This window comes from Pseudomonas sp. NY11955 (assembly GCF_048068035.1).
Classification (GTDB): Bacteria; Pseudomonadota; Gammaproteobacteria; order Pseudomonadales; family Pseudomonadaceae; genus Aquipseudomonas.
Genome location: NZ_JBLUPS010000003.1, coordinates 178502 through 196908, shown reverse-complemented (window position 1 = coordinate 196908; position 18407 = coordinate 178502). Strand labels below are relative to the sequence as shown.

Below are 18407 nucleotides of genomic sequence, written 5' to 3'. Positions count from 1 at the left end.
TCTGATACACACCGGTACCCATGACCAGCCCAGCACTCAAAGACCCCGCCAAGACCCGCGTCATCGTCGGCATGTCCGGCGGCGTGGACTCTTCCGTCTCCGCCCTTCTGCTCATCGAGCAGGGCTACCAGGTGGAAGGGCTGTTCATGAAGAACTGGGAAGAAGACGACGGCACCGAATACTGCACCGCCCGTGAAGACCTGGCCGACGCCCAGGCCGTGTGCGACCGCATCGGCATCAAGCTGCACACCGCCAACTTCGCCGCCGAATACTGGGACAACGTGTTCGAGCACTTCCTTGAAGAATACAAGGCCGGCCGCACGCCCAACCCGGACATCCTCTGCAACCGCGAAATCAAGTTCAAGGCCTTCCTCGACTACGCCCTGTCGCTGGGTGCCGACCTGATCGCCACCGGCCACTACGTGCGCCGCCGCGACACCGGCGCGCTGACCGAACTGCTCAAGGGCCTGGACCCGAACAAGGACCAGAGCTACTTCCTGCACGCCGTCGGCGGCAAGGAAATTGCCCGCACCCTGTTCCCGGTTGGCGAGCTGGAAAAGCCCGAAGTGCGCGCCATCGCCGAAAAACACGGCCTGGCCACCGCCAAGAAGAAAGACTCCACCGGCATCTGCTTCATTGGCGAGCGCCGCTTCAGCGACTTCCTCAAGCAGTACCTGCCGGCCCAGCCGGGCGACATCGAAACCACCGAAGGTGAAGTGATCGGCCGCCACCATGGCCTGATGTACCACACCATCGGCCAACGTCAGGGCCTGGGCATTGGCGGCCTGAAGGACGCCGGTGACGAGCCGTGGTACGTGCTGCACAAGGACCTGACCCGCAACGTGCTGGTGGTCGGCCAGGGTAACGAGCACCCGTGGCTGTTCTCCCGCGCCCTGCTGGCTTCGGACATTTTCTGGGTCAACCCGATCGATCTCAGCAGCCCGCGCCAGCTGACCGCCAAGGTGCGCTACCGCCAGAGCGACCAACAGTGCACCCTCGAACTGACCGAAACCGGCTACCGCGCCGTGTTCGACGAGCCACAACGTGCCGTTACGCCGGGCCAGTCGGTGGTGTTCTATGACGGCGAGGTCTGCCTGGGCGGCGGCGTGATCGAGGCTGCCGAGCCGTGGAGCCCGCGCGCATGAGCAACCTGCAGGAGCAGCTGATTGCATTGGGTGGTGTGTTCCAGGCCGCCGTGCTGGTCGACCGCATCGCCCGCACCGGCCAGGCCAGCGAGGCCAATATCGGCTGCATGCTCGGCAGCCTGCTGGTGCGTGACCCCAAGAACACCCTGGAGGTGTTCGGTGGTGACGACCTGAACCTGCGCGACGGCTATCGCGCGCTGGTCGGCGCACTCGAACGCGACCCCAGCAGCCTGCAGCGCGAGCCGCTGCGCTACGCCCTGTCGATGCTGGGCCTTGAGCGCCAGTTGAACAAGCGTGGCGACCTGCTTGACACCATCGGCAACCGCCTGCCGCAAATTCAGTCGCAGGCCGACCATTTTGGCCTGGTTCACGAAAACGTCATCGCCTCCAGTGGAGCCTTGTACCAGGACACCCTGAGCACCCTGCGCCAACGCATCCAGGTGCATGGCGACATGCGCTTCCTGCAACAGGCCAGCAACGCCTCGAAGATCCGTGCCTTGTTACTGTCCGGCATCCGCGCCGCGCGCCTGTGGCGCCAGCTGGGCGGGCACCGCTGGCAGCTGGTGTTCAGCCGGCGCAAGTTGCTGAACGAACTGTACGACATGATGCGTTCGCCTTCCTGAAGAGGCGGCGCCGATCCCTGTGTAGGAGCAGCCTTGTGCTGCGAACGGGCTGCGCAGCAGCCCCAGGATTTCGGCCCCGGCACAGATTGCCGGGGCTGCTGCGCAGCCGATTCGCAGCACAAGGCTGCTCCTACACAGGGACCGCGACATGCTTTTATGGCCCGACCTTTGGTCAGCCACCCGACCTCGGCGCATTTTTCATGTATGATATGCGCCCTTCCAAAAGCCTGACTGTCCGAGAACACCCCATGCAGCTTTCTTCGCTCACTGCGGTTTCCCCTGTAGACGGCCGTTATGCCGGCAAAACCCAGGCCTTGCGCCCCATTTTCAGCGAATTCGGCCTGATCCGTTTCCGCGCCCTGGTCGAAGTGCGCTGGCTGCAGCGCCTGGCCGCCCACCCGCAAATCGGCGAAGTGCCGGCGTTCTCCGCCGAAGCCAACGCCCTGCTGGACAGCCTGGCCAACGATTTCAAGCTGGAGCACGCCGAGCGCGTCAAGGAAATCGAGCGCACCACCAACCACGACGTCAAGGCGATCGAATATCTCCTCAAGGAGCAGGCCGCCAAGCTGCCTGAGCTGGCCAAGGTCAGCGAGTTCATCCACTTTGCCTGCACCAGCGAGGACATCAACAACCTGTCCCACGCCCTGATGCTGCGCGCCGGCCGTGACGACGTGCTGCTGCCGCTGATGCGCCAGATCGCCGACGCCATCCGCGCCCTGGCCCACGCCCACGCCGACGTGCCGATGCTTTCGCGTACCCACGGCCAGCCGGCTTCGCCGACCACCCTGGGCAAGGAACTGGCCAACGTCGTGTACCGCCTGGAGCGCCAGATCGCTCAAGTGGCCGCCGTACCGCTGCTGGGCAAGATCAACGGCGCCGTGGGCAACTACAACGCCCACCTGTCGGCCTACTCGCAGATCGACTGGGAAGCCAATGCCCGCGCCTTCATCGAAGACGAACTGGGCCTGCAGTTCAACCCGTACACCACCCAGATCGAGCCGCACGACTACATCGCCGAGCTGTTCGACGCCATCGCCCGCTTCAACACCATCCTGATCGACTTCGACCGTGACGTGTGGGGCTACATTTCGCTGGGCTACTTCAAGCAGAAGACCGTTGCCGGCGAAATCGGCTCGTCGACCATGCCGCACAAGGTCAACCCGATCGACTTCGAAAACTCCGAAGGCAACCTGGGTATCGCCAACGCGCTGTTCCAGCACCTGGCCAGCAAGCTGCCGATCTCGCGCTGGCAGCGCGACCTGACCGACTCCACCGTGCTGCGCAACCTGGGCGTGGGCTTTGCCCACAGCGTCATCGCCTATGAAGCCAGCCTGAAAGGCATCGGCAAGCTGGAAGTCAACGAAGCCCGCATCGCCGCCGACCTGGACGCCTGCTGGGAAGTGCTGGCCGAGCCGATCCAGACCGTGATGCGCCGCTTCAACATCGAAAACCCCTACGAGAAGCTCAAAGAGCTGACCCGTGGCAAGGGCATCACCCCAGAAGCGCTGCTGACCTTCATCGACGGCCTGGACATGCCAGCCGAAGCCAAGGCCGAGCTCAAGCAGCTGACCCCCGCTACCTACATCGGTAACGCGGCAGCCCAGGCCAAACGCATCTAAGCTGACCGTCGCGTGCAACGCCCGGCCTGGCCGGGCGTTTTTATTCCCGGACGAAAATTACGTTTTTTCAATAGGTTGAACATGAATCCTGATACTCCACTGCAGCTGCTCGGCGGCATCTCGGCCCGCGAATTCATGCGCGACTACTGGCAGAAGAAGCCGCTGCTGGTGCGCCAGGCCTTCCCGGACTTCATCAGCCCGATCGACCCCGACGAACTGGCCGGCCTGGCCCTGGAAGACGAAGTCGAGTCGCGCATCGTGCTGGAGCATGGCGCACACCCGTGGGAGCTGCGCCGCGGCCCGTTCAACGAGGACACCTTCGCCGAGTTGCCGGAAAAAGACTGGACCCTGCTGGTGCAGGCCGTGGACCAGTTCGTCCCGGAAGTGGCCGAACTGCTGGAAAACTTCCGTTTCCTGCCCAGCTGGCGTATCGATGATGTCATGATCAGCTTTGCCGCCCCCGGTGGCAGCGTCGGCCCGCACTTCGACAACTACGACGTGTTCCTGCTGCAGGGCCACGGCCAGCGCAACTGGAAGATCGGCCAGATGTGCAACAGCGACAGCCCGCTGCTGGAGCACGCCGACCTGCGCATCCTGGCCGAGTTCGAGCAAAGCGGCGAGTGGACCCTGGAACCCGGCGACATGCTTTACCTGCCACCGCGCCTGGCCCACTACGGCGTGGCGGTGGATGACTGCCTGACTTACTCGGTTGGCTTCCGCGCACCAAGCGCCGCCGAAGTGCTGACCCATTTCACCGATTTCCTCGGCCAGTTCCTGCCCGACGAAGAGCGCTACAGCGACGCCGACGCCCAGCCTGCCAGCGACCCGCACCAGATCCAGCACGACGCCCTCGACCGCCTCAAGGCGCTGCTCGACAAGCACATGGGCGACAAGGACCTGCTGCTGACCTGGTTCGGCCAGTTCATGACCGAGCCGCGCTACCCCGAGCAGATCGTCGGCGAAGAGCTGAGCGAAGAAGAGCTGGTCGACGCCCTGGAACAAGGCGCCATCCTCATCCGCAACCCAAGCGCACGCCTGGCCTGGTCGGAATTCGAGGACGACCTGCTGCTGTTCGCCAGCGGCCGCAGCTGCCCGCTGCCGGGCAAACTGCGCGAGTTGCTGAAGCTGGTGTGCGCGGCCGACGCCCTGCACATCGACAACCTGGCAGAGTGGCTGCAAGACGAAGATGGCCTTATGCTGGTACAGCAGTTGGTCAAACAAGGAAGCTTGGGATTCGCCAATGAATAAGATCAGCGTTCGCCTCGCCGACTGGCACAAAGACAACGCCGACATCCGCCGTATCCGTGAAGCGGTGTTCATTGCCGAACAGCACGTGCCGCCGGAGCTAGAGTGGGACTCGGATGACCCGAGCGCTGCGCACTTCCTGGCACTGGAAGGCGACTACCCGATCGGCACCGCCCGCCTGCTGCCTGACGGCACCATTGGTCGGGTATCGGTGCTGAAGGACTGGCGCGGGCTGAAGGTGGGTGACGCGCTGATGAACGCGGTTATCGTCGAAGCGCAGAACCGCGACCTGAAGCAGCAGATGCTCAGCGCCCAGGTACACGCCACGCCGTTCTACGAACGGTTGGGCTTTCGCGTAGTCAGCGAAGAGTTTCTCGAAGCGGGCATCCCGCATGTGGACATGGTGCGCGACTCGCGCGCCTGATCCATAACCTGTACCGGCCTGTTCGCGGGCTAGCCCGCGAAGAGGCCGGTACAGGCCATGCAGGTCGTCACCGACAAAAAACCTGTACATCCATCCAGATAAAACTTGCCTCCACGCCCCCGCTTGCGCATCCTAGGGCCCATCACCCCCGATGAAGCGTCCCCGGCCATGCGCCTGTTCCTCTGCGAAAAACCCTCCCAGGCAAAAGACATCGCCAAAGTGCTCGGCGCCAACCGCAAAGGCGACGGCTGCTGGCAAGGCACCGACGTCTGCGTCACCTGGTGCATCGGCCACCTGCTGGAAACCGCCCCGCCCGACAGCTACGACGAACGCTACAAACGCTGGAACCTGGCCGACCTGCCGATCATTCCGGACAAGTGGAAGATGCTGGTCAAGCCCAAGACCGCCAGCCAGTTCAAGGCAGTCAAGCGCCTGCTTGGCGAAGCGCGGGAGCTGGTGATCGCCACCGACGCCGACCGCGAAGGCGAAATGATCGCCCGCGAACTGGTCGAGCATTGCCGCTACCGTGGCCCGGTGCAGCGCCTGTGGCTGTCGGCACTGGATGACGCCTCCATCCGCAAGGCCCTGGCACGCCTGCTGCCGGGCCATGAAACGTTCAACCTTTACCACTCGGCGCTAGGCCGCTCCCGCGCCGACTGGCTGATCGGCATGAACATGAGCCGGTTGTTCACCCTGCTGGGCCGCCAATCCGGCTACCAGGGCGTGCTGCCGGTGGGCCGGGTACAAACGCCCACCTTGCGCCTGGTGGTCGACCGCGACCGCAGCATCGCCGACTTCGTGCCAGTACCGTTCTGGGCCATCGATGTGCAACTGGAACACGCCGGCCAACGTTTCAATGCCCAATGGCGCGCGCCCGAAGACGCCTGCGACGATCAGGGCCGTTGCCTGAAACAAGACCTGGCACAACAGGCCGCCACCGACATCGGCAATGCCGGCACTGCCCGGGCCGTAAAAGTGGCGACCGAGCGTGTACGCGAAGCTGCGCCGCTGCCGTTCGACCTCGGCACCCTGCAGGAGCTGTGCTCGAAAAAGTTCGGCCTCGGCGCCCAGGAAACCCTCGACATCGCCCAGGCACTGTACGAAACCCACAAGCTGATCACCTACCCGCGCAGCGATTGCGGCTACCTGCCGCAAAGCCAGCACGCCGAAGCCCCCGCCATCCTCGCCGCCCTGCAACGGGCCGATGCCAGCCTGGCGCCGCTGCAGCCGCACCTTGAGCCACAGCGCCGCTCGCGGGCATGGAACGACGCCAAGGTCAGCGCACACCACGGCATCATTCCCACCGCCGCCGCCAGCGATCCCTCGCGCCTGCCGGCCAAGCACAAGGCGGTGTACACCCTGATCCGCGCCCGTTACCTGGCGCAGTTCCTGCCCAACCATGAGTACGACCGCACCCAGGCCGACTTCGATTGTGCCGGCCATGCCCTGCGCGCGGTGGGCAAGCAGATCGTCGAACCGGGCTGGCGCCGCGCCCTGCCCGAAGCGTTGACGCCAGCCAAAGGGCGCGAGGCCCCGCCGGCCCAGGTGCTGCCAGCGCTGCGCGAAGGCCAGGACTGCGCAGTGCATGGCCTGCAACTGAAAGACCTATGGACCCAGCCGCCCAAGCCGTTCACCGAAGGCGATCTGATCAAGGCGATGAAGAACGTGGCCAAGCTGGTGGACGACCCGCGGCTGAAGCAAAAGCTCAAGGAAACCACCGGCATCGGCACCGAGGCCACCCGCGCCAGTATTATCCAGGGCCTGCTCGACCGTGGTTACCTGGTGAAGAACGGCAAGGCGCTGGCCGCCACGCCAGCAGCCTTCAGCCTGATCGATGCCGTGCCGCGCGCCATTGCCGACCCTGGCACCACGGCAATCTGGGAGCAGGCGCTGGACATGGTGCAAAGCGGCGAGATGAGCCTGGAAGAATTCGTCGCCCGACAGTCGGCGTGGATGGGCAAGCTGGTCGAGCGCTGCAGCGGCATGCGCATGACCATCAGCGGGCCGGCGGCCGGGGCGGCGCCACCTTGGAAGAAGAAGCGTCGCGCTGGCGGAAAAAGCAAAGCGGCTGGAAGCAAGGCTACCGCCAGCAAGCCGCGACAGCCTCGGAAAAAGGCGACAACCTGACCGGCACATTGGCACCGTGAAATTTACATGCTAAGTTTTCATGAAAATAACCAAAATAAATTTCATGGAAGCCCGACATGTTCAAACAGTCCGCCCAGCACGTCGCCAGCTACTACGCCCAGACCTACCCCGCCAACATTCCACTACGCCCTACCCTGCAAGGCACCCACGACACCGATGTGCTGATCATCGGCGCCGGCTTCAGTGGCCTGCACACTGCCCTGCGCCTGACTCAGGCCGGTAAGCGCGTCACACTGCTGGAAGCCAGCCGGGTTGCCTGGGCTGCGTCCGGACGCAACGGTGGCCAGGCGCTGTTGGGTTGGTCGTGCGACATGCCGCCGCTGGAAAAAGCCCTGGGCATCGAGCGCACCCAACGGTTGTGGGCCAGCATGTGCTGGGCCGCCGATGAAATGCGCGAACTGCCCCAGCGCCACGGTTTCGATATCGACTACCGGCTGGGCAGCCTATGGACTGCGGTCATGCCGCGCCGGGTGAAAATGCTCGAAGAAGCCCTGCACGACGCCGAGCGCAAATGGGGCTACGACGCCCTGCGCCTGATCGGCCGCGACGAGCTGCCGCAATGGCTCGACAGCCCGCGCTACCAGGCCGCGCTGTACGACGCCAAGGGTGCCCACCTCAACCCGCTGAAATTGGCGCAAGGCCTGGCCAGCACCATCGAGGCTGCCGGCGGGCGCATCTACGAACAGAGCCAGGTGCTCAGTTACCAGCAGGCTGGCGACGGCTATATCGCCCGTACCGAGCACGGCGAAGTACGCTGCCAGGTGTTGGTGCTGGCCTGCAACGCCTACATCGACCGCCTCGACCGTGGCCTGTCGAGGCGCCTGTTGCCCGTCGGCTCCTACCAGGTAGCCACCGCGCCGCTGGACGCCGACTTCGCCCGTTCGCTGCTGCCGCGCAACAGCTGTGTGATCGACAACCAGTTCGTACCCGACTATTTCCGCCTCACCCCAGACCACCGCCTGCTGTTCGGCGGCGGCTGCACTTACCTGGGCGGCATTCCCAAGGATGTCGCCAGCGCCACCCGCCCATACCTGGAGCGGGTGTTCCCGCAACTGGCCGGGGTCGCCATCGATTATGCGTGGGGCGGCCATATCGATTGCAGCATCCAGCGCACCCCGGACATCGGCCGCGAGGGCCAGCGTTACTGGCTGCAGGGCTTCTCCGGCCATGGTGTACTGCCGACCCTGGCCGCCGCGCGGGCGGTCAGCGATGCCATTCTTGGCGATGAAGACTTATTGGCGCTGTATCAAGGGATCGACAACGGTCGGTTCCCCGGCGGCGATCTGTTGGCAGCACCGCTGGAAGCCGCCGCCAAGGCCTGGTACAGAATGCGCGACCGCGTCTGAAGACAGCCGGCGCTTGCAGCGTCGAAATATCTCCTATTCTCAATAGCTCCCTTAGGTTCCTGCACACAGGAGACCCGACCATGAGCTATGTCACCACGAAGGACGGCGTGCAGATTTTCTACAAGGACTGGGGCCCGCGCGATGCCCCGGTCATCCACTTCCACCACGGCTGGCCGCTCAGTGCCGACGACTGGGACGCGCAGATGCTGTTCTTCCTCGCCCACGGTTATCGCGTGGTCGCCCACGATCGGCGCGGCCATGGCCGTTCCAGCCAGGTGTGGGACGGCCACGACATGGACCACTACGCCGACGACGTGGCCGCCGTGGTCGCCCACCTGGGCACTCAGGGCGCGGTGCATGTCGGCCACTCGACCGGGGGTGGCGAGGTGGTGCGTTATATGGCCCGCCACCCCGAAGACAAGGTGGCCAAAGCCGTGCTGATCGCTGCCGTACCGCCATTGATGGTGCAAACGCCCGGCAACCCAGGCGGCCTGCCCAAGGCGGTGTTCGACGGTTTCCAGGCCCAGGTGGCCAGCAACCGGGCGCAATTCTACCGGGATGTTCCGGCCGGGCCGTTCTACGGCTATAACCGCCCCGGTGTCGAAGCCAGCGAAGGTATCATCGGCAACTGGTGGCGCCAGGGCATGATCGGCAGCGCCAAGGCCCATTACGACGGCATCGTGGCATTTTCCCAGACCGACTTCACCGAGGACCTGAAGGGTATCGAGCAGCCTGTGCTGGTGATGCATGGCGACGATGACCAGATCGTTCCGTATGAAAACGCCGGGGTGCTGTCGGCCAAGCTACTGCCCAATGGCACGCTGAAAATCTACAAGGGCTACCCGCATGGCATGCCGACTACCCATGCCGATGTGATCAATGCGGACTTACTGGCGTTCATCCGTAGCTGATGCCTCCCGCCTGTACCGGCCCTTTCGCAGGCTCGCCCGCGAAAAGGCCGGTCCAGACACCAAATACCGAGGCATTCTCGACAGCTTCGTAACTTCCTCGCATGAACAGTGTCCCCCTTCAGTAGCAAGTTCAGGATCGACAAACCCACACGTAGGGCGAACAGCGATCCGATCTCCTTCGGTGACCTTCGAAGATTGATACCTTCAAACTGGTCTTCCAAACAATGGATTAGCGCCTGACAGCCACAAGCTCCAAGCATTACCATAGTTCTTCCTCATGCGACGAGTCGTCGCAGCCTGCCCTTCAGCTTGAAAGCCTCCCATGCCCTTCGAACTCACCGTAGAACCCCTAACTCTGCTGATACTGGCCCTGGTCGCCTTCGTCGCCGGTTTCATCGATGCCATCGCCGGTGGCGGCGGCCTGCTCACCACACCGGCCCTGCTCACCGCCGGCATGCCACCGCACCTGGTACTGGGCACCAACAAGCTCAGCTCCACCTTCGGCTCGGCCACCGCCGGTTTCACCTACTACAAGCGCAAACTCTTCCACCCGGCGCAGTGGCGTCCTGCCTTGTTCGCCACCCTGATCGGGGCACTGCTCGGCGCGGTCATCGCCCACTACATGCCCGCCGAATGGCTGAACAAGATGCTGCCGGTCATCGTCTTCGCCTGTGGCATCTACCTGCTGTTCGGTGGCACGCCCAAGGCGCCGCTGGATGCCGACGCACCCATCAAGAAGAAGTGGCAAGTGCCGCAAGGCTTCACCCTGGGCTTCTACGACGGCGTGGCCGGCCCGGGTACCGGGGCGTTCTGGACGGTCAGCACCCTGCTGCTGTACCCCATCGACCTGGTCCGCGCCAGCGGCGTGGCGCGCAGCATGAACTTCGTCAGCAACATCGCGGCGCTGACGGTGTTCATCATTTCCGGGCAGGTGGACTATATCGTCGGCCTGTGCATGGGCCTGTCGGTGATGGTCGGCGCCTTCTTCGGCGCACGCACGGCGATCAGCGGCGGCAGCAAGTTCATCCGCCCGGTGTTCATCACCGTGGTGCTGGCATTGACCGTTCGTTTAGCGTGGCAGCACTGGTTCGGGCAAGCCTAAACGGCGCGCAACGTACAGGTCGATCAGATACCGGGCAATGGAGCGCCCGGCCGGCAACGGCGGCAGGTTGTGGACGCTGAACCACTGGGCATCCTCGATCTCGTCCGGTTGCATGACGATATCGCCGCCAGCGTACTCGGCATGGAAGCCAAGCATCATCGAATGCGGGAACGGCCAGCACTGGCTGCCGACGTACTGGATGTTCCGCACCTCCACCGCCACCTCTTCCCGCACTTCACGCACCAGGCAGTCTTCGGCTGACTCGCCCGGTTCGGCGAAACCTGCCAAGGTGCTGTACACCCCGGTGACGAAGCGCGGCGAACGCGCCAGCAGGATTTCATCGCCTCGGGTCACCAGTACGATCATGCTCGGCGAGATGCGCGGATAGCTGCGCAGGTTGCAGGGCTGGCAGTACATCGCCCGCTCCCAGCGGATTTGCGTCATGGCCTGGCCGCAGCTGCCGCAAAAGCGGTGCTCGCGGGCCCAGGTGCCAATTTGCGCGGCGTAGCCCAGCACCTTGTAGGTGTCGAAGTCGCCTTCGAGCATGAAGGCGCGTAGGCCGCGCCAGCTGCAGCCGGGCACGTCGGTGGTGCTGCGCAATTCCAGCAAGAACACCGGCTGGCCGTCGAAGTGGCCGATGCCGTGTTCGCACAGCACGTCGAGGTCCTGGCGCTTGAGCCAGTCGCGGGGGAACAGCGCACCGTTGGCGTCCACCAGGAACCCTTCCGGGCCGCGGGCCACGGCCAGCCCCCCGGAAATTTGCGGGTCGAGTACTGCGGTAGTCCAGCGTGCTGACATGTCGGGGGTTCCTTTACTGCGCGTCCCCCAACCCGATCAGTCGGCGAACGTCGGTTTCTGTTTGCTCATGTGTGCCGCCACGGCCACGCGCAGGTCTTCGGACTGCAGCATGGCGGCGTTCCAGGTGGCGATGTAGTCCAGGCCATCGTCGATGCGATGATCACGCATGTAGCTGAGCATTTCCTTGGTGCCGGCCACGGCGATCGGCGATTTTGCGGCAATCTCGCGGGCGATGACAAAGACCTCATCCATCAGCGCAGCCTGATCATCATAGACCCGGTTGACCAAGCCGATGCGCAGCGCCTCTTCAGCCTCGACATTGCGCCCGGTGAAGGCCAGCTCACGCATCATGCCGTCGCCGATGATACGTGGCAAACGTTGCAGTGTGCCGACATCGGCGGCCATGCCCATGTCGATTTCCTTGATCGAGAATTGCGCGTCGCTGCTGCAGTAGCGCATGTCGCAAGCCGAGATGAGGTCGATGGCGCCGCCGATGCAATAGCCCTGCACGGCGGCCAGTACCGGCTTGCGGCACTTGTCGACGGCGGTGAACGAGGCCTGCAGGCGCTGGATGGTGCTGCGCAGGAAGCGTGCATTGCGCCCGACGTCCTTGCCCATCTGCCCGGCCAGCGACGCCAGCATCATCAGGTCGATACCGGCGGAGAAATGCTTGCCTGCACCACTGATGACCACTGCACGCACGGCATCGGTGTCGTCGATCCACTGGAAGATGTCGACGATCTCTTCCCAGAAAGCCGCGTTCATCGCGTTGACCTTTTCCGGGCGGTTGATTTGTACGTGGGCGATGTTGTCGGTCAGTTCGACCTTGAATGCGCTGTACTCGGTCACGGGCGGCACTCCTGCGGATTTAGAGTTCATAGCGCGGATGGTAACCCAGCCCGATGACCGCACTTGTGCCAAAAACAGGACTGCACGCCTTGCCTAAGGCGCGTTGATCCGGCACCGTGCGCCATCGCCGAATTATAAGGATACATATTCATGCAACGCTCCCTGACCGGCGCCCTCGCCCACGGCTTTCTCGGCCAGTCACCGCTTTGGTACAAAGCGGTCATCTGCCTGATCCTGGTGCTCAACCCGCTGCTGCTGGTCACCGTTGGCCCGGTGGCGGCAGGCTGGGCGCTGGTGATCGAGTTCATCTTCACCCTGGGTATGGCGCTGAAGTGCTACCCGCTGATGCCCGGTGGCCTGTTGCTGGTCGAAGCCTTGCTGTTGCGCATGACCACACCACAGGCGCTGTACGAGGAACTGCAGCACAACTTTCCGGTGATTCTGCTGCTGATGTTCATGGTCGCCGGCATCCACTTCATGAAGGAACTGCTGCTGTTCCTGTTCTCGCGGATCCTGCTGGGGGTTCGCTCGAAAGCTGTCCTGTCGCTGCTTTTCTGCGTGCTGTCGGCGTTTCTGTCTGCGTTTCTCGATGCGCTGACCGTGACGGCGGTGATCATCAGTGCCGCCGTCGGCTTCTATGCGGTGTACCACCGTGTCGCCTCCGGGGCCAACCCGCGTGAGGACAGTGCACTGGACAGCGACCAGCAGGTCGCTCAACTGCATCGCGAAGACCTCGACCAGTTCCGCGCCTTCCTGCGCAGCCTGCTGATGCACGGCGCGGTAGGCACTGCCCTGGGCGGCGTTTGCACATTGGTGGGTGAACCACAGAACCTGCTGATCGGCCACGAAATGGGTTGGCACTTCGCCGACTTCTTCCTCAAGGTCGCGCCTGTGTCGCTGCCGGTACTGGGTGCCGGCCTGCTGACCTGCGTACTGCTGGAGAAACTGCGCCTGTTCGGCTACGGCACGCTGATGCCTGAGCCCGTGCGTCAGGTGCTGGCCACCTATGCCGCCGAAGACGACGCCGCGCGTACTCAGGCCCAGCGCATCGCGCTGTGGGTACAAGGGCTCGCTGCATTGATCCTGATCGTCTGCCTGGGGCTGCATGTGGCCGAGGTCGGCCTGATCGGCCTGATGGTGATCGTGTTGATCACAGCCTTTACCGGCATCACCGACGAGCATCGCTTGGGCCGTGCCTTCCAGGACGCCATGCCGTTCACTTCGCTGCTGGTGGTGTTCTTCGCCGTGGTCGCGGTGATTCATCAGCAGCAACTGTTCAGCCCATTGATCAGCTGGGTGCTGACGCTGCCAGCCGACCAGCAACCGGGCATGCTGTACCTGGCCAACGGTTTGCTGTCGGCGATCAGCGACAACGTGTTCGTTGCCACCATCTATATCACCGAGGTGAAACAGGCATTTCTCAATGGCGGCATGAGCCGCGAGCATTTCGAGACGCTGGCGGTGGCGATCAACACCGGCACCAACCTGCCCAGCGTGGCGACGCCGAACGGGCAGGCGGCGTTCCTGTTCCTGCTGACTTCGGCGATTGCGCCGCTGATCCGGCTTTCGTATGGCCGGATGGTATGGATGGCCCTGCCCTATACCGTGGTAATGGGTGGGCTGGGCTGGTGGGCGGTGACCTACTGGCTGTGATGTAGCCTGCACCAACCGCTTCGCGGGCACGCCCGCGAAAGGGCCGCCACAGGTCCACGCTGTCGATTCTGCCCGACGCCATTCGACTATCCCGTACCAGCAGCCACCCCGGCTGCAAACAGGAGCGTCCCCATGCGCAAACTCATCGTAGCCGCCTTCATCAGCCTTGACGGTGTCATGCAAGCCCCCGGTGGCCCGCAGGAGGACACCAGTGGCGGCTTCAATTACGGCGGCTGGATCGTGCCCTACGCCGAAGAAGTCTTCGGCCAGGCCATGCAGGCATTGTTCAGCCAACCCTTCGAGCTGCTGCTCGGCCGGCGCACCTACGACATCTTTGCCGGCTACTGGCCAAAGATAAAAGACGACTCGCAAGACTTCTCCATCGCCAACCTGTTCAACAGCGTGCCCAAGCACGTAGCTACCCACACCCCTGCCACCCTCGACTGGCACAACAGCCACGCACTGGGCGCGGACGTAACCGCTGCGGTCAGCGCACTTAAACAGCAGGACGGCGCCGACTTGCTGACCCAGGGTAGCGCCGATCTGGTGCAGCAACTGCTGGCGGCGGGCCTGGTCGATGAATTGCAGTTGTTGATCCACCCCCTGCTGCTCGGCCACGGCAAACGCCTGTTCGGCAATGACGCGGCAGCGGCAGCCTTCACGTTGAAGCACTCGGTGGTCTCACCAAACGGCGTGGTCATCGCCCGCTACGTGCGCGCAGGTCAAGTACAGACCGGCTCGTTCGACAATGTGTAATCGCGTACAACTTTTGCCCCGCGCCCGCATCGAAACACAGGTAAGCCCCCATCCGCTTCAAGGAGGTTCACCATGGCGCTACGTTCCACGCTGCTGCTTTCCTGCATGACCCTGGCCCTGCTCGGCTGCGCCGGCAACGATCACCCTGCACCGCCGCGCACCCAGCAGGTCGACCTGCAACGCTATCAGGGCACCTGGTACGAATTGGCGCGGCTGCCCATGTTCTTCCAGCGCAACTGCGTGCAGTCCGAGGCGCACTATGGCCTGCGTGCCGACGGCCGCATCGATGTGACCAACCGCTGCCGGGAAAAGGACGGCCAGTGGAATGAAGCCAAAGGCATCGCCGAGGCCCAGCAACCGGGCAGTACCGACAAGCTGTGGGTGCGCTTCGACAACTGGTTCAGCCGCCTGGCGCCCGGCCTGACCAAGGGCGAGTACTGGGTGCTGTACCACGACAAGGACTACCGCGTGGCGTTGGTCGGCCACCCCAACCGTGAGTACCTGTGGCTGCTTTCGCGCACACCTGCGGTCACCGACCAGCAGCGCGAACAGCTGCTGACCATCGCCCGAGAGCAAGGTTATGACACCAGCACGCTCATTTGGCGGCAGGGCGACTAGCAGGCCGTCGACGGCAGGCGGCAATCCGGCTATGGTGTGCGCCCTTTATCGCCTCGAAGGAACGAGCCCGTGACGACCCCGCCACTGCCAGCACCCCGCATCCGTTTTCTTGCTTTGTGCGTGTTCCACCACCAGGGCAAGATTTTGGTCAATGTGTTCGACGACCCGGCCAGCGGTCAGACACTGTGCCGCCCGTTGGGTGGCGGCATCGAGTTCGGTGAACTGGGCCGTGACGCCATCGCCCGGGAAATCGCCGAGGAGCTGGGCCAGCCGATCAGCGATGTAAAGCTGCTCGGCACCTTGGAAAGCCTGTTCACCTATGCCGGCAAGCCGGGGCATGAGATCGTTCAGGTGTACGATGCGCGCTTCGACGATGCCGCCCTGTACCAGCAGGACTGGCTAGACGGCCAGGAGTCCGACAGCAGCCCGTTCCGGGCCCGCTGGTGCGACAGCGCCGATTTCGCCCGCATCGGCCCATTAGTGCCACAGGGCCTGCAGGCCTTGCTGCGCGACCTGTCGCTGTTGAGCTGAAACAGGGAGCCTGAACATGGACCTGCTGTTCCTCGGTACCTCCGCCGGGGTGCCAACCAAGGCACGCAATGTCAGCGCCACAGCGGTGATCGAAGCCAGTGGCAGCCACTGGTACCTGGTCGATTGTGGCGAAGGCACCCAGCACCGGCTGCTGCACACGCCGCTGTCGATCCGCGACCTGCGTGCGATCTTCATCACCCACGTGCATGGCGACCATTGCTTTGGCCTGCCCGGCCTGCTGGCCAGCGCTGGCATGAGCGGGCGCACCCAGCCGCTGGAGCTGATTCTGCCCGTCGCGCTGCACGACTGGGTACGCCAGGGCCTGCTGGCCAGCGACACGTTCCTGCCGTTCGAACTGCGCTTGTTGGCCGTGGAGGACCTGGTCGAATGGCGCAACGAGGCCCTGCAGGTGACCACCGTGCAACTGTCGCACCGGGTGCCCAGCGTGGGCTTCGTATTCACTGAACTCAACCCCGAACCCCGCCTGGACACCCAGCGGCTGCAAGACGAAGGCATCCCCCGTGGTCCACTGTGGGGTGAACTTGCCAAAGGCCTGACGGTGCGGCACGACGGGCAGTTGCTGAACGGCCACGACTACCTGCGCCCGTCGCGCCCGCCACGGCGGGTGATCGTATGCGGGGACAACGACAACCCCGAGCTGCTGGCCGACGCCGCCAAGGGTGCGGATGTACTGGTGCATGAGGCCACCTTCACCCAGGCCGTGGTGGAACGCACCGGGATCACCTTTGGCCACAGCACTGCCGCCGCGGTGGCGCGCTTTGCCGAGGCCGCGGGGGTGCATAACCTGGTGCTGACGCACTTCAGCGCCCGCTACCAGAGCGACCCACGGCGCAGCCCCAGCATCGACAACGTGCGCGACGAAGCCCTCGCCCATTACAGCGGGCGGCTGACTCTGGCTCAGGATCTGCAGCGCTATCACCTTGGCCGTGATGGCTGTCTTGAGGCGACGGGATGAGGATAACAGGTGCCTGTCTTGGGTTTTGAGGTGGCGCGTAGATCGAGCGCCGCCCGCGCGGCGCATCGCGAGCGAAGCTCGCTCCTACATTTGTTTCGGGCCAGCATTGCCTGTGACAGGCGCGCGCGACCGCCTTGTTTGTACGACGCGATATAGAGCCAAGCGCCAAGGCGTTCGCGCGCAAATCCCACAGGCATAATTGGCCCGAAACAAATGTAGGAGCGAGCTTCGCTCGCGATGCGCCGCGCGGGCGGCGCTCGATCTCCCAGGCGCCGCAACACTCACGCCAAACTAGGCCGCCAACCGCCCGCTGGCGATCGCCTCCGACGCCGCCAGCATCGCCCGTAACAACACCGCGCAACCCGCCGCCAGGTCTTCAGGTGTAGCGTTCTCGATCTCGTTATGGCTGATGCCGTTTTCACACGGCACGAATATCATCCCCGCCGGCCCCAGCTCGGCCAGGAAGATCGCGTCATGCCCCGCACCGCTGACGATGTCCATGTGCGACAAGCCCAACGCCTTGGCCGACTCGCGCACGGCATCGACGCAGCCTTTGTCGAAGTACAGCGCCGGGAAGTCGGCCGTGGGCACCAGCTCATGGCTCAGGCCATGCTTGGCGCAGGTGGCTTCGATCACCGCACGTACCTCGGCAATCATTGCATCGAGCTGTTCGCCCTCCAGGTGACGGAAGTCCAGGGTCATGCGCACCTCGCCCGGGATCACGTTACGCGACCCTGGGTACGCTTGCAGGCAACCCACCGTGCCACAGGCATGGGGCTGGTGGCCAAGGGCGGTGCGGTTGACCGCCTCCACCACGGCGGCAGCGCCCACCAGGGCGTCCTTGCGCAGGTGCATGGGGGTTGGGCCGGCATGGGCTTCGACGCCGCGCAGGGTCAGGTCGAACCATTTCTGGCCCAGGGCGCCAAGGACAACGCCGATGGTCTTGGCCTGATCCTCCAGAATCGGCCCCTGCTCGATATGCGCTTCGAAATACGCCCCCACCGGATGGCCCAGTACCGCACGCGGGCCGGCGTAGCCGATGGCGCTCAACGCTTCGCCAACGCTGACACCCTGGGCATCGCGTTTGGCCAGGGTGTCCTCGAGGGTGAACTTGCCGGCGAACACGCCTGAACCCATCATGCAGGGCGGAAAACGTGAACCCTCCTCGTTGGTCCACACCACCACTTCCAGCGGTGCTTCGGTTTCCACGCCCAGGTCGTTGAGGGTGCGGATCACCTCCAGCCCGGCCATCACCCCGAAGCAGCCATCGAACTTGCCACCGGTGGGTTGGGTGTCGATATGGCTGCCGGTCATCACCGGTGGCAGCTTGGGGTTACGCCCAGGGCGGCGGGCGAAGATGTTGCCGACAGCGTCGATGCTGACCGTGCAACCGGCGGCCTCGCACCACTGCACAAAAAGGTCGCGAGCCTGGCGATCGAGGTCGGTCAGGGCCAGGCGGCAGACACCGCCCTTGGCGGTGGCGCCGAGGCGGGCCAGGTCCATCAGCGATTGCCACAGGCGGGTGCTGTCGACGTGATGGGCAGTGGTCTTCAGGATCTCTTTGACGGGGGTCACGGGTATCTCCTTCAGGCTTTTTGTTGTCTGTTCTGGCCTCTTCGCGGGCGCGCCCGCTCCCACAGGGCCATCACAGGCTTGAATGTGG

The 18407-nt window shown here is 64.1% G+C and carries 17 protein-coding genes; 14 read left to right on the top strand and 3 right to left on the bottom strand.

Annotation, left to right across the window (positions count from 1 at the left end):
* The first annotated feature begins 20 nt into the window (after positions 1-20).
* The 9 genes from mnmA to ACNFBR_RS06565 all read left to right on the top strand — a co-directional run bounded on the left by mnmA (position 21) and on the right by ACNFBR_RS06565 (position 10563).
* Entirely contained in the window at positions 21-1145 is a 1125-nt protein-coding gene (gene mnmA / locus ACNFBR_RS06605) for a tRNA 2-thiouridine(34) synthase MnmA (RefSeq protein ID WP_416734165.1), read from the top strand.
* The gene (hflD, locus tag ACNFBR_RS06600) at positions 1142-1768 is read left to right on the top strand and encodes a high frequency lysogenization protein HflD (RefSeq protein ID WP_416734164.1); all 627 of its coding nucleotides are present in this window, start codon (positions 1142-1144) and stop codon (positions 1766-1768) included. Before mnmA ends, hflD begins: the two co-directional genes overlap by 4 nt.
* A gap of 248 nt (positions 1769-2016) precedes the next feature.
* Positions 2017-3387, top strand: a complete 1371-nt coding sequence (gene purB / locus ACNFBR_RS06595; RefSeq protein ID WP_416734163.1) for an adenylosuccinate lyase — start codon at positions 2017-2019, stop codon at positions 3385-3387.
* An 81-nt stretch (positions 3388-3468) separates the two neighbouring features.
* Positions 3469-4635, top strand: a complete 1167-nt coding sequence (locus tag ACNFBR_RS06590; protein WP_416734162.1) for a JmjC domain-containing protein — start codon at positions 3469-3471, stop codon at positions 4633-4635.
* Positions 4628-5056 (top strand): GNAT family N-acetyltransferase, encoded by a 429-nt coding sequence (locus ACNFBR_RS06585; protein ID WP_416734161.1) that lies wholly within the window; start codon positions 4628-4630, stop codon positions 5054-5056. The genes ACNFBR_RS06590 and ACNFBR_RS06585 overlap by 8 nt, the downstream gene beginning before the upstream one ends.
* 168 nt (positions 5057-5224) lie before the next feature.
* Positions 5225-7183, top strand: coding sequence for a DNA topoisomerase III (locus ACNFBR_RS06580; protein WP_416734499.1), 1959 nt, complete (start codon positions 5225-5227; stop codon positions 7181-7183).
* 77 nt (positions 7184-7260) lie between these two features.
* Positions 7261-8550: an NAD(P)/FAD-dependent oxidoreductase gene (locus ACNFBR_RS06575; protein WP_416734160.1), complete on the top strand. Its 1290-nt coding sequence runs from the start codon at positions 7261-7263 to the stop codon at positions 8548-8550.
* An 80-nt stretch (positions 8551-8630) separates the two neighbouring features.
* Positions 8631-9461, top strand: a complete 831-nt coding sequence (locus tag ACNFBR_RS06570; RefSeq protein ID WP_416734159.1) for an alpha/beta fold hydrolase — start codon at positions 8631-8633, stop codon at positions 9459-9461.
* A 322-nt stretch (positions 9462-9783) separates the two neighbouring features.
* Entirely contained in the window at positions 9784-10563 is a 780-nt protein-coding gene (locus tag ACNFBR_RS06565) for a TSUP family transporter (protein WP_012273229.1), read from the top strand.
* Here the strand turns inward: ACNFBR_RS06565 and nudC are convergent.
* Positions 10531-11361, bottom strand: coding sequence for an NAD(+) diphosphatase (gene nudC / locus ACNFBR_RS06560; RefSeq protein ID WP_416734158.1), 831 nt, complete (start codon positions 11359-11361; stop codon positions 10531-10533). The two genes, ACNFBR_RS06565 and nudC, sit on opposite strands and share 33 nt — an antisense overlap.
* Before the next feature lie 36 nt (positions 11362-11397).
* Positions 11398-12210: a crotonase/enoyl-CoA hydratase family protein gene (locus ACNFBR_RS06555; protein ID WP_416734157.1), complete on the bottom strand. Its 813-nt coding sequence runs from the start codon at positions 12208-12210 to the stop codon at positions 11398-11400.
* Between the two features lie 150 nt (positions 12211-12360).
* On the opposite strand from ACNFBR_RS06555, the gene nhaB reads away from it, so the two are divergent.
* From nhaB to ACNFBR_RS06530, 5 genes are all read left to right on the top strand, one after another.
* On the top strand, positions 12361-13863 hold the full coding sequence (nhaB, locus tag ACNFBR_RS06550) for a sodium/proton antiporter NhaB (RefSeq protein ID WP_416734156.1): 1503 nt from the start codon (positions 12361-12363) through the stop codon (positions 13861-13863).
* A 132-nt stretch (positions 13864-13995) separates the two neighbouring features.
* The gene (locus ACNFBR_RS06545; protein ID WP_416734155.1) at positions 13996-14619 is read left to right on the top strand and encodes a dihydrofolate reductase family protein; all 624 of its coding nucleotides are present in this window, start codon (positions 13996-13998) and stop codon (positions 14617-14619) included.
* Between the two features lie 72 nt (positions 14620-14691).
* Positions 14692-15237, top strand: coding sequence for a lipocalin family protein (locus ACNFBR_RS06540; RefSeq protein WP_416734154.1), 546 nt, complete (start codon positions 14692-14694; stop codon positions 15235-15237).
* Positions 15238-15321: 84 nt separating this feature from the next.
* Positions 15322-15768 (top strand): NUDIX hydrolase, encoded by a 447-nt coding sequence (locus tag ACNFBR_RS06535; protein ID WP_416734498.1) that lies wholly within the window; start codon positions 15322-15324, stop codon positions 15766-15768.
* A 16-nt stretch (positions 15769-15784) separates the two neighbouring features.
* A complete protein-coding gene (locus ACNFBR_RS06530) occupies positions 15785-16744 on the top strand; it encodes a ribonuclease Z (RefSeq protein ID WP_416734153.1) in 960 nt (319 codons plus the stop codon).
* Positions 16745-17035: 291 nt separating this feature from the next.
* On the opposite strand, the gene ACNFBR_RS06525 is transcribed toward ACNFBR_RS06530, so the two are convergent.
* Positions 17036-18319: a Zn-dependent hydrolase gene (locus ACNFBR_RS06525; RefSeq protein ID WP_416734152.1), complete on the bottom strand. Its 1284-nt coding sequence runs from the start codon at positions 18317-18319 to the stop codon at positions 17036-17038.
* Positions 18320-18407 lie beyond the last annotated feature (88 nt).

Bases quoted from the DNA above. Each gene is read 5' to 3' on its own strand.
- ACNFBR_RS06530 (WP_416734153.1), top strand. From the start codon at position 15,785: ATGGACCTGCTGTTCCTCGGTACCTCCGCCGGGGTGCCAACCAAGGCA.
- nhaB (WP_416734156.1), top strand. From the start codon at position 12,361: ATGCAACGCTCCCTGACCGGCGCCCTCGCCCACGGCTTTCTCGGCCAG.
- nudC (WP_416734158.1), bottom strand. From the start codon at position 11,361: ATGTCAGCACGCTGGACTACCGCAGTACTCGACCCGCAAATTTCCGGG.
- ACNFBR_RS06575 (WP_416734160.1), top strand. From the start codon at position 7,261: ATGTTCAAACAGTCCGCCCAGCACGTCGCCAGCTACTACGCCCAGACC.
- ACNFBR_RS06565 (WP_012273229.1), top strand. From the start codon at position 9,784: ATGCCCTTCGAACTCACCGTAGAACCCCTAACTCTGCTGATACTGGCC.
- ACNFBR_RS06590 (WP_416734162.1), top strand. From the start codon at position 3,469: ATGAATCCTGATACTCCACTGCAGCTGCTCGGCGGCATCTCGGCCCGC.
- ACNFBR_RS06580 (WP_416734499.1), top strand. From the start codon at position 5,225: ATGCGCCTGTTCCTCTGCGAAAAACCCTCCCAGGCAAAAGACATCGCC.
- purB (WP_416734163.1), top strand. From the start codon at position 2,017: ATGCAGCTTTCTTCGCTCACTGCGGTTTCCCCTGTAGACGGCCGTTAT.
- mnmA (WP_416734165.1), top strand. From the start codon at position 21: ATGACCAGCCCAGCACTCAAAGACCCCGCCAAGACCCGCGTCATCGTC.
- ACNFBR_RS06545 (WP_416734155.1), top strand. From the start codon at position 13,996: ATGCGCAAACTCATCGTAGCCGCCTTCATCAGCCTTGACGGTGTCATG.
- ACNFBR_RS06585 (WP_416734161.1), top strand. From the start codon at position 4,628: ATGAATAAGATCAGCGTTCGCCTCGCCGACTGGCACAAAGACAACGCC.
- hflD (WP_416734164.1), top strand. From the start codon at position 1,142: ATGAGCAACCTGCAGGAGCAGCTGATTGCATTGGGTGGTGTGTTCCAG.
- ACNFBR_RS06570 (WP_416734159.1), top strand. From the start codon at position 8,631: ATGAGCTATGTCACCACGAAGGACGGCGTGCAGATTTTCTACAAGGAC.
- ACNFBR_RS06540 (WP_416734154.1), top strand. From the start codon at position 14,692: ATGGCGCTACGTTCCACGCTGCTGCTTTCCTGCATGACCCTGGCCCTG.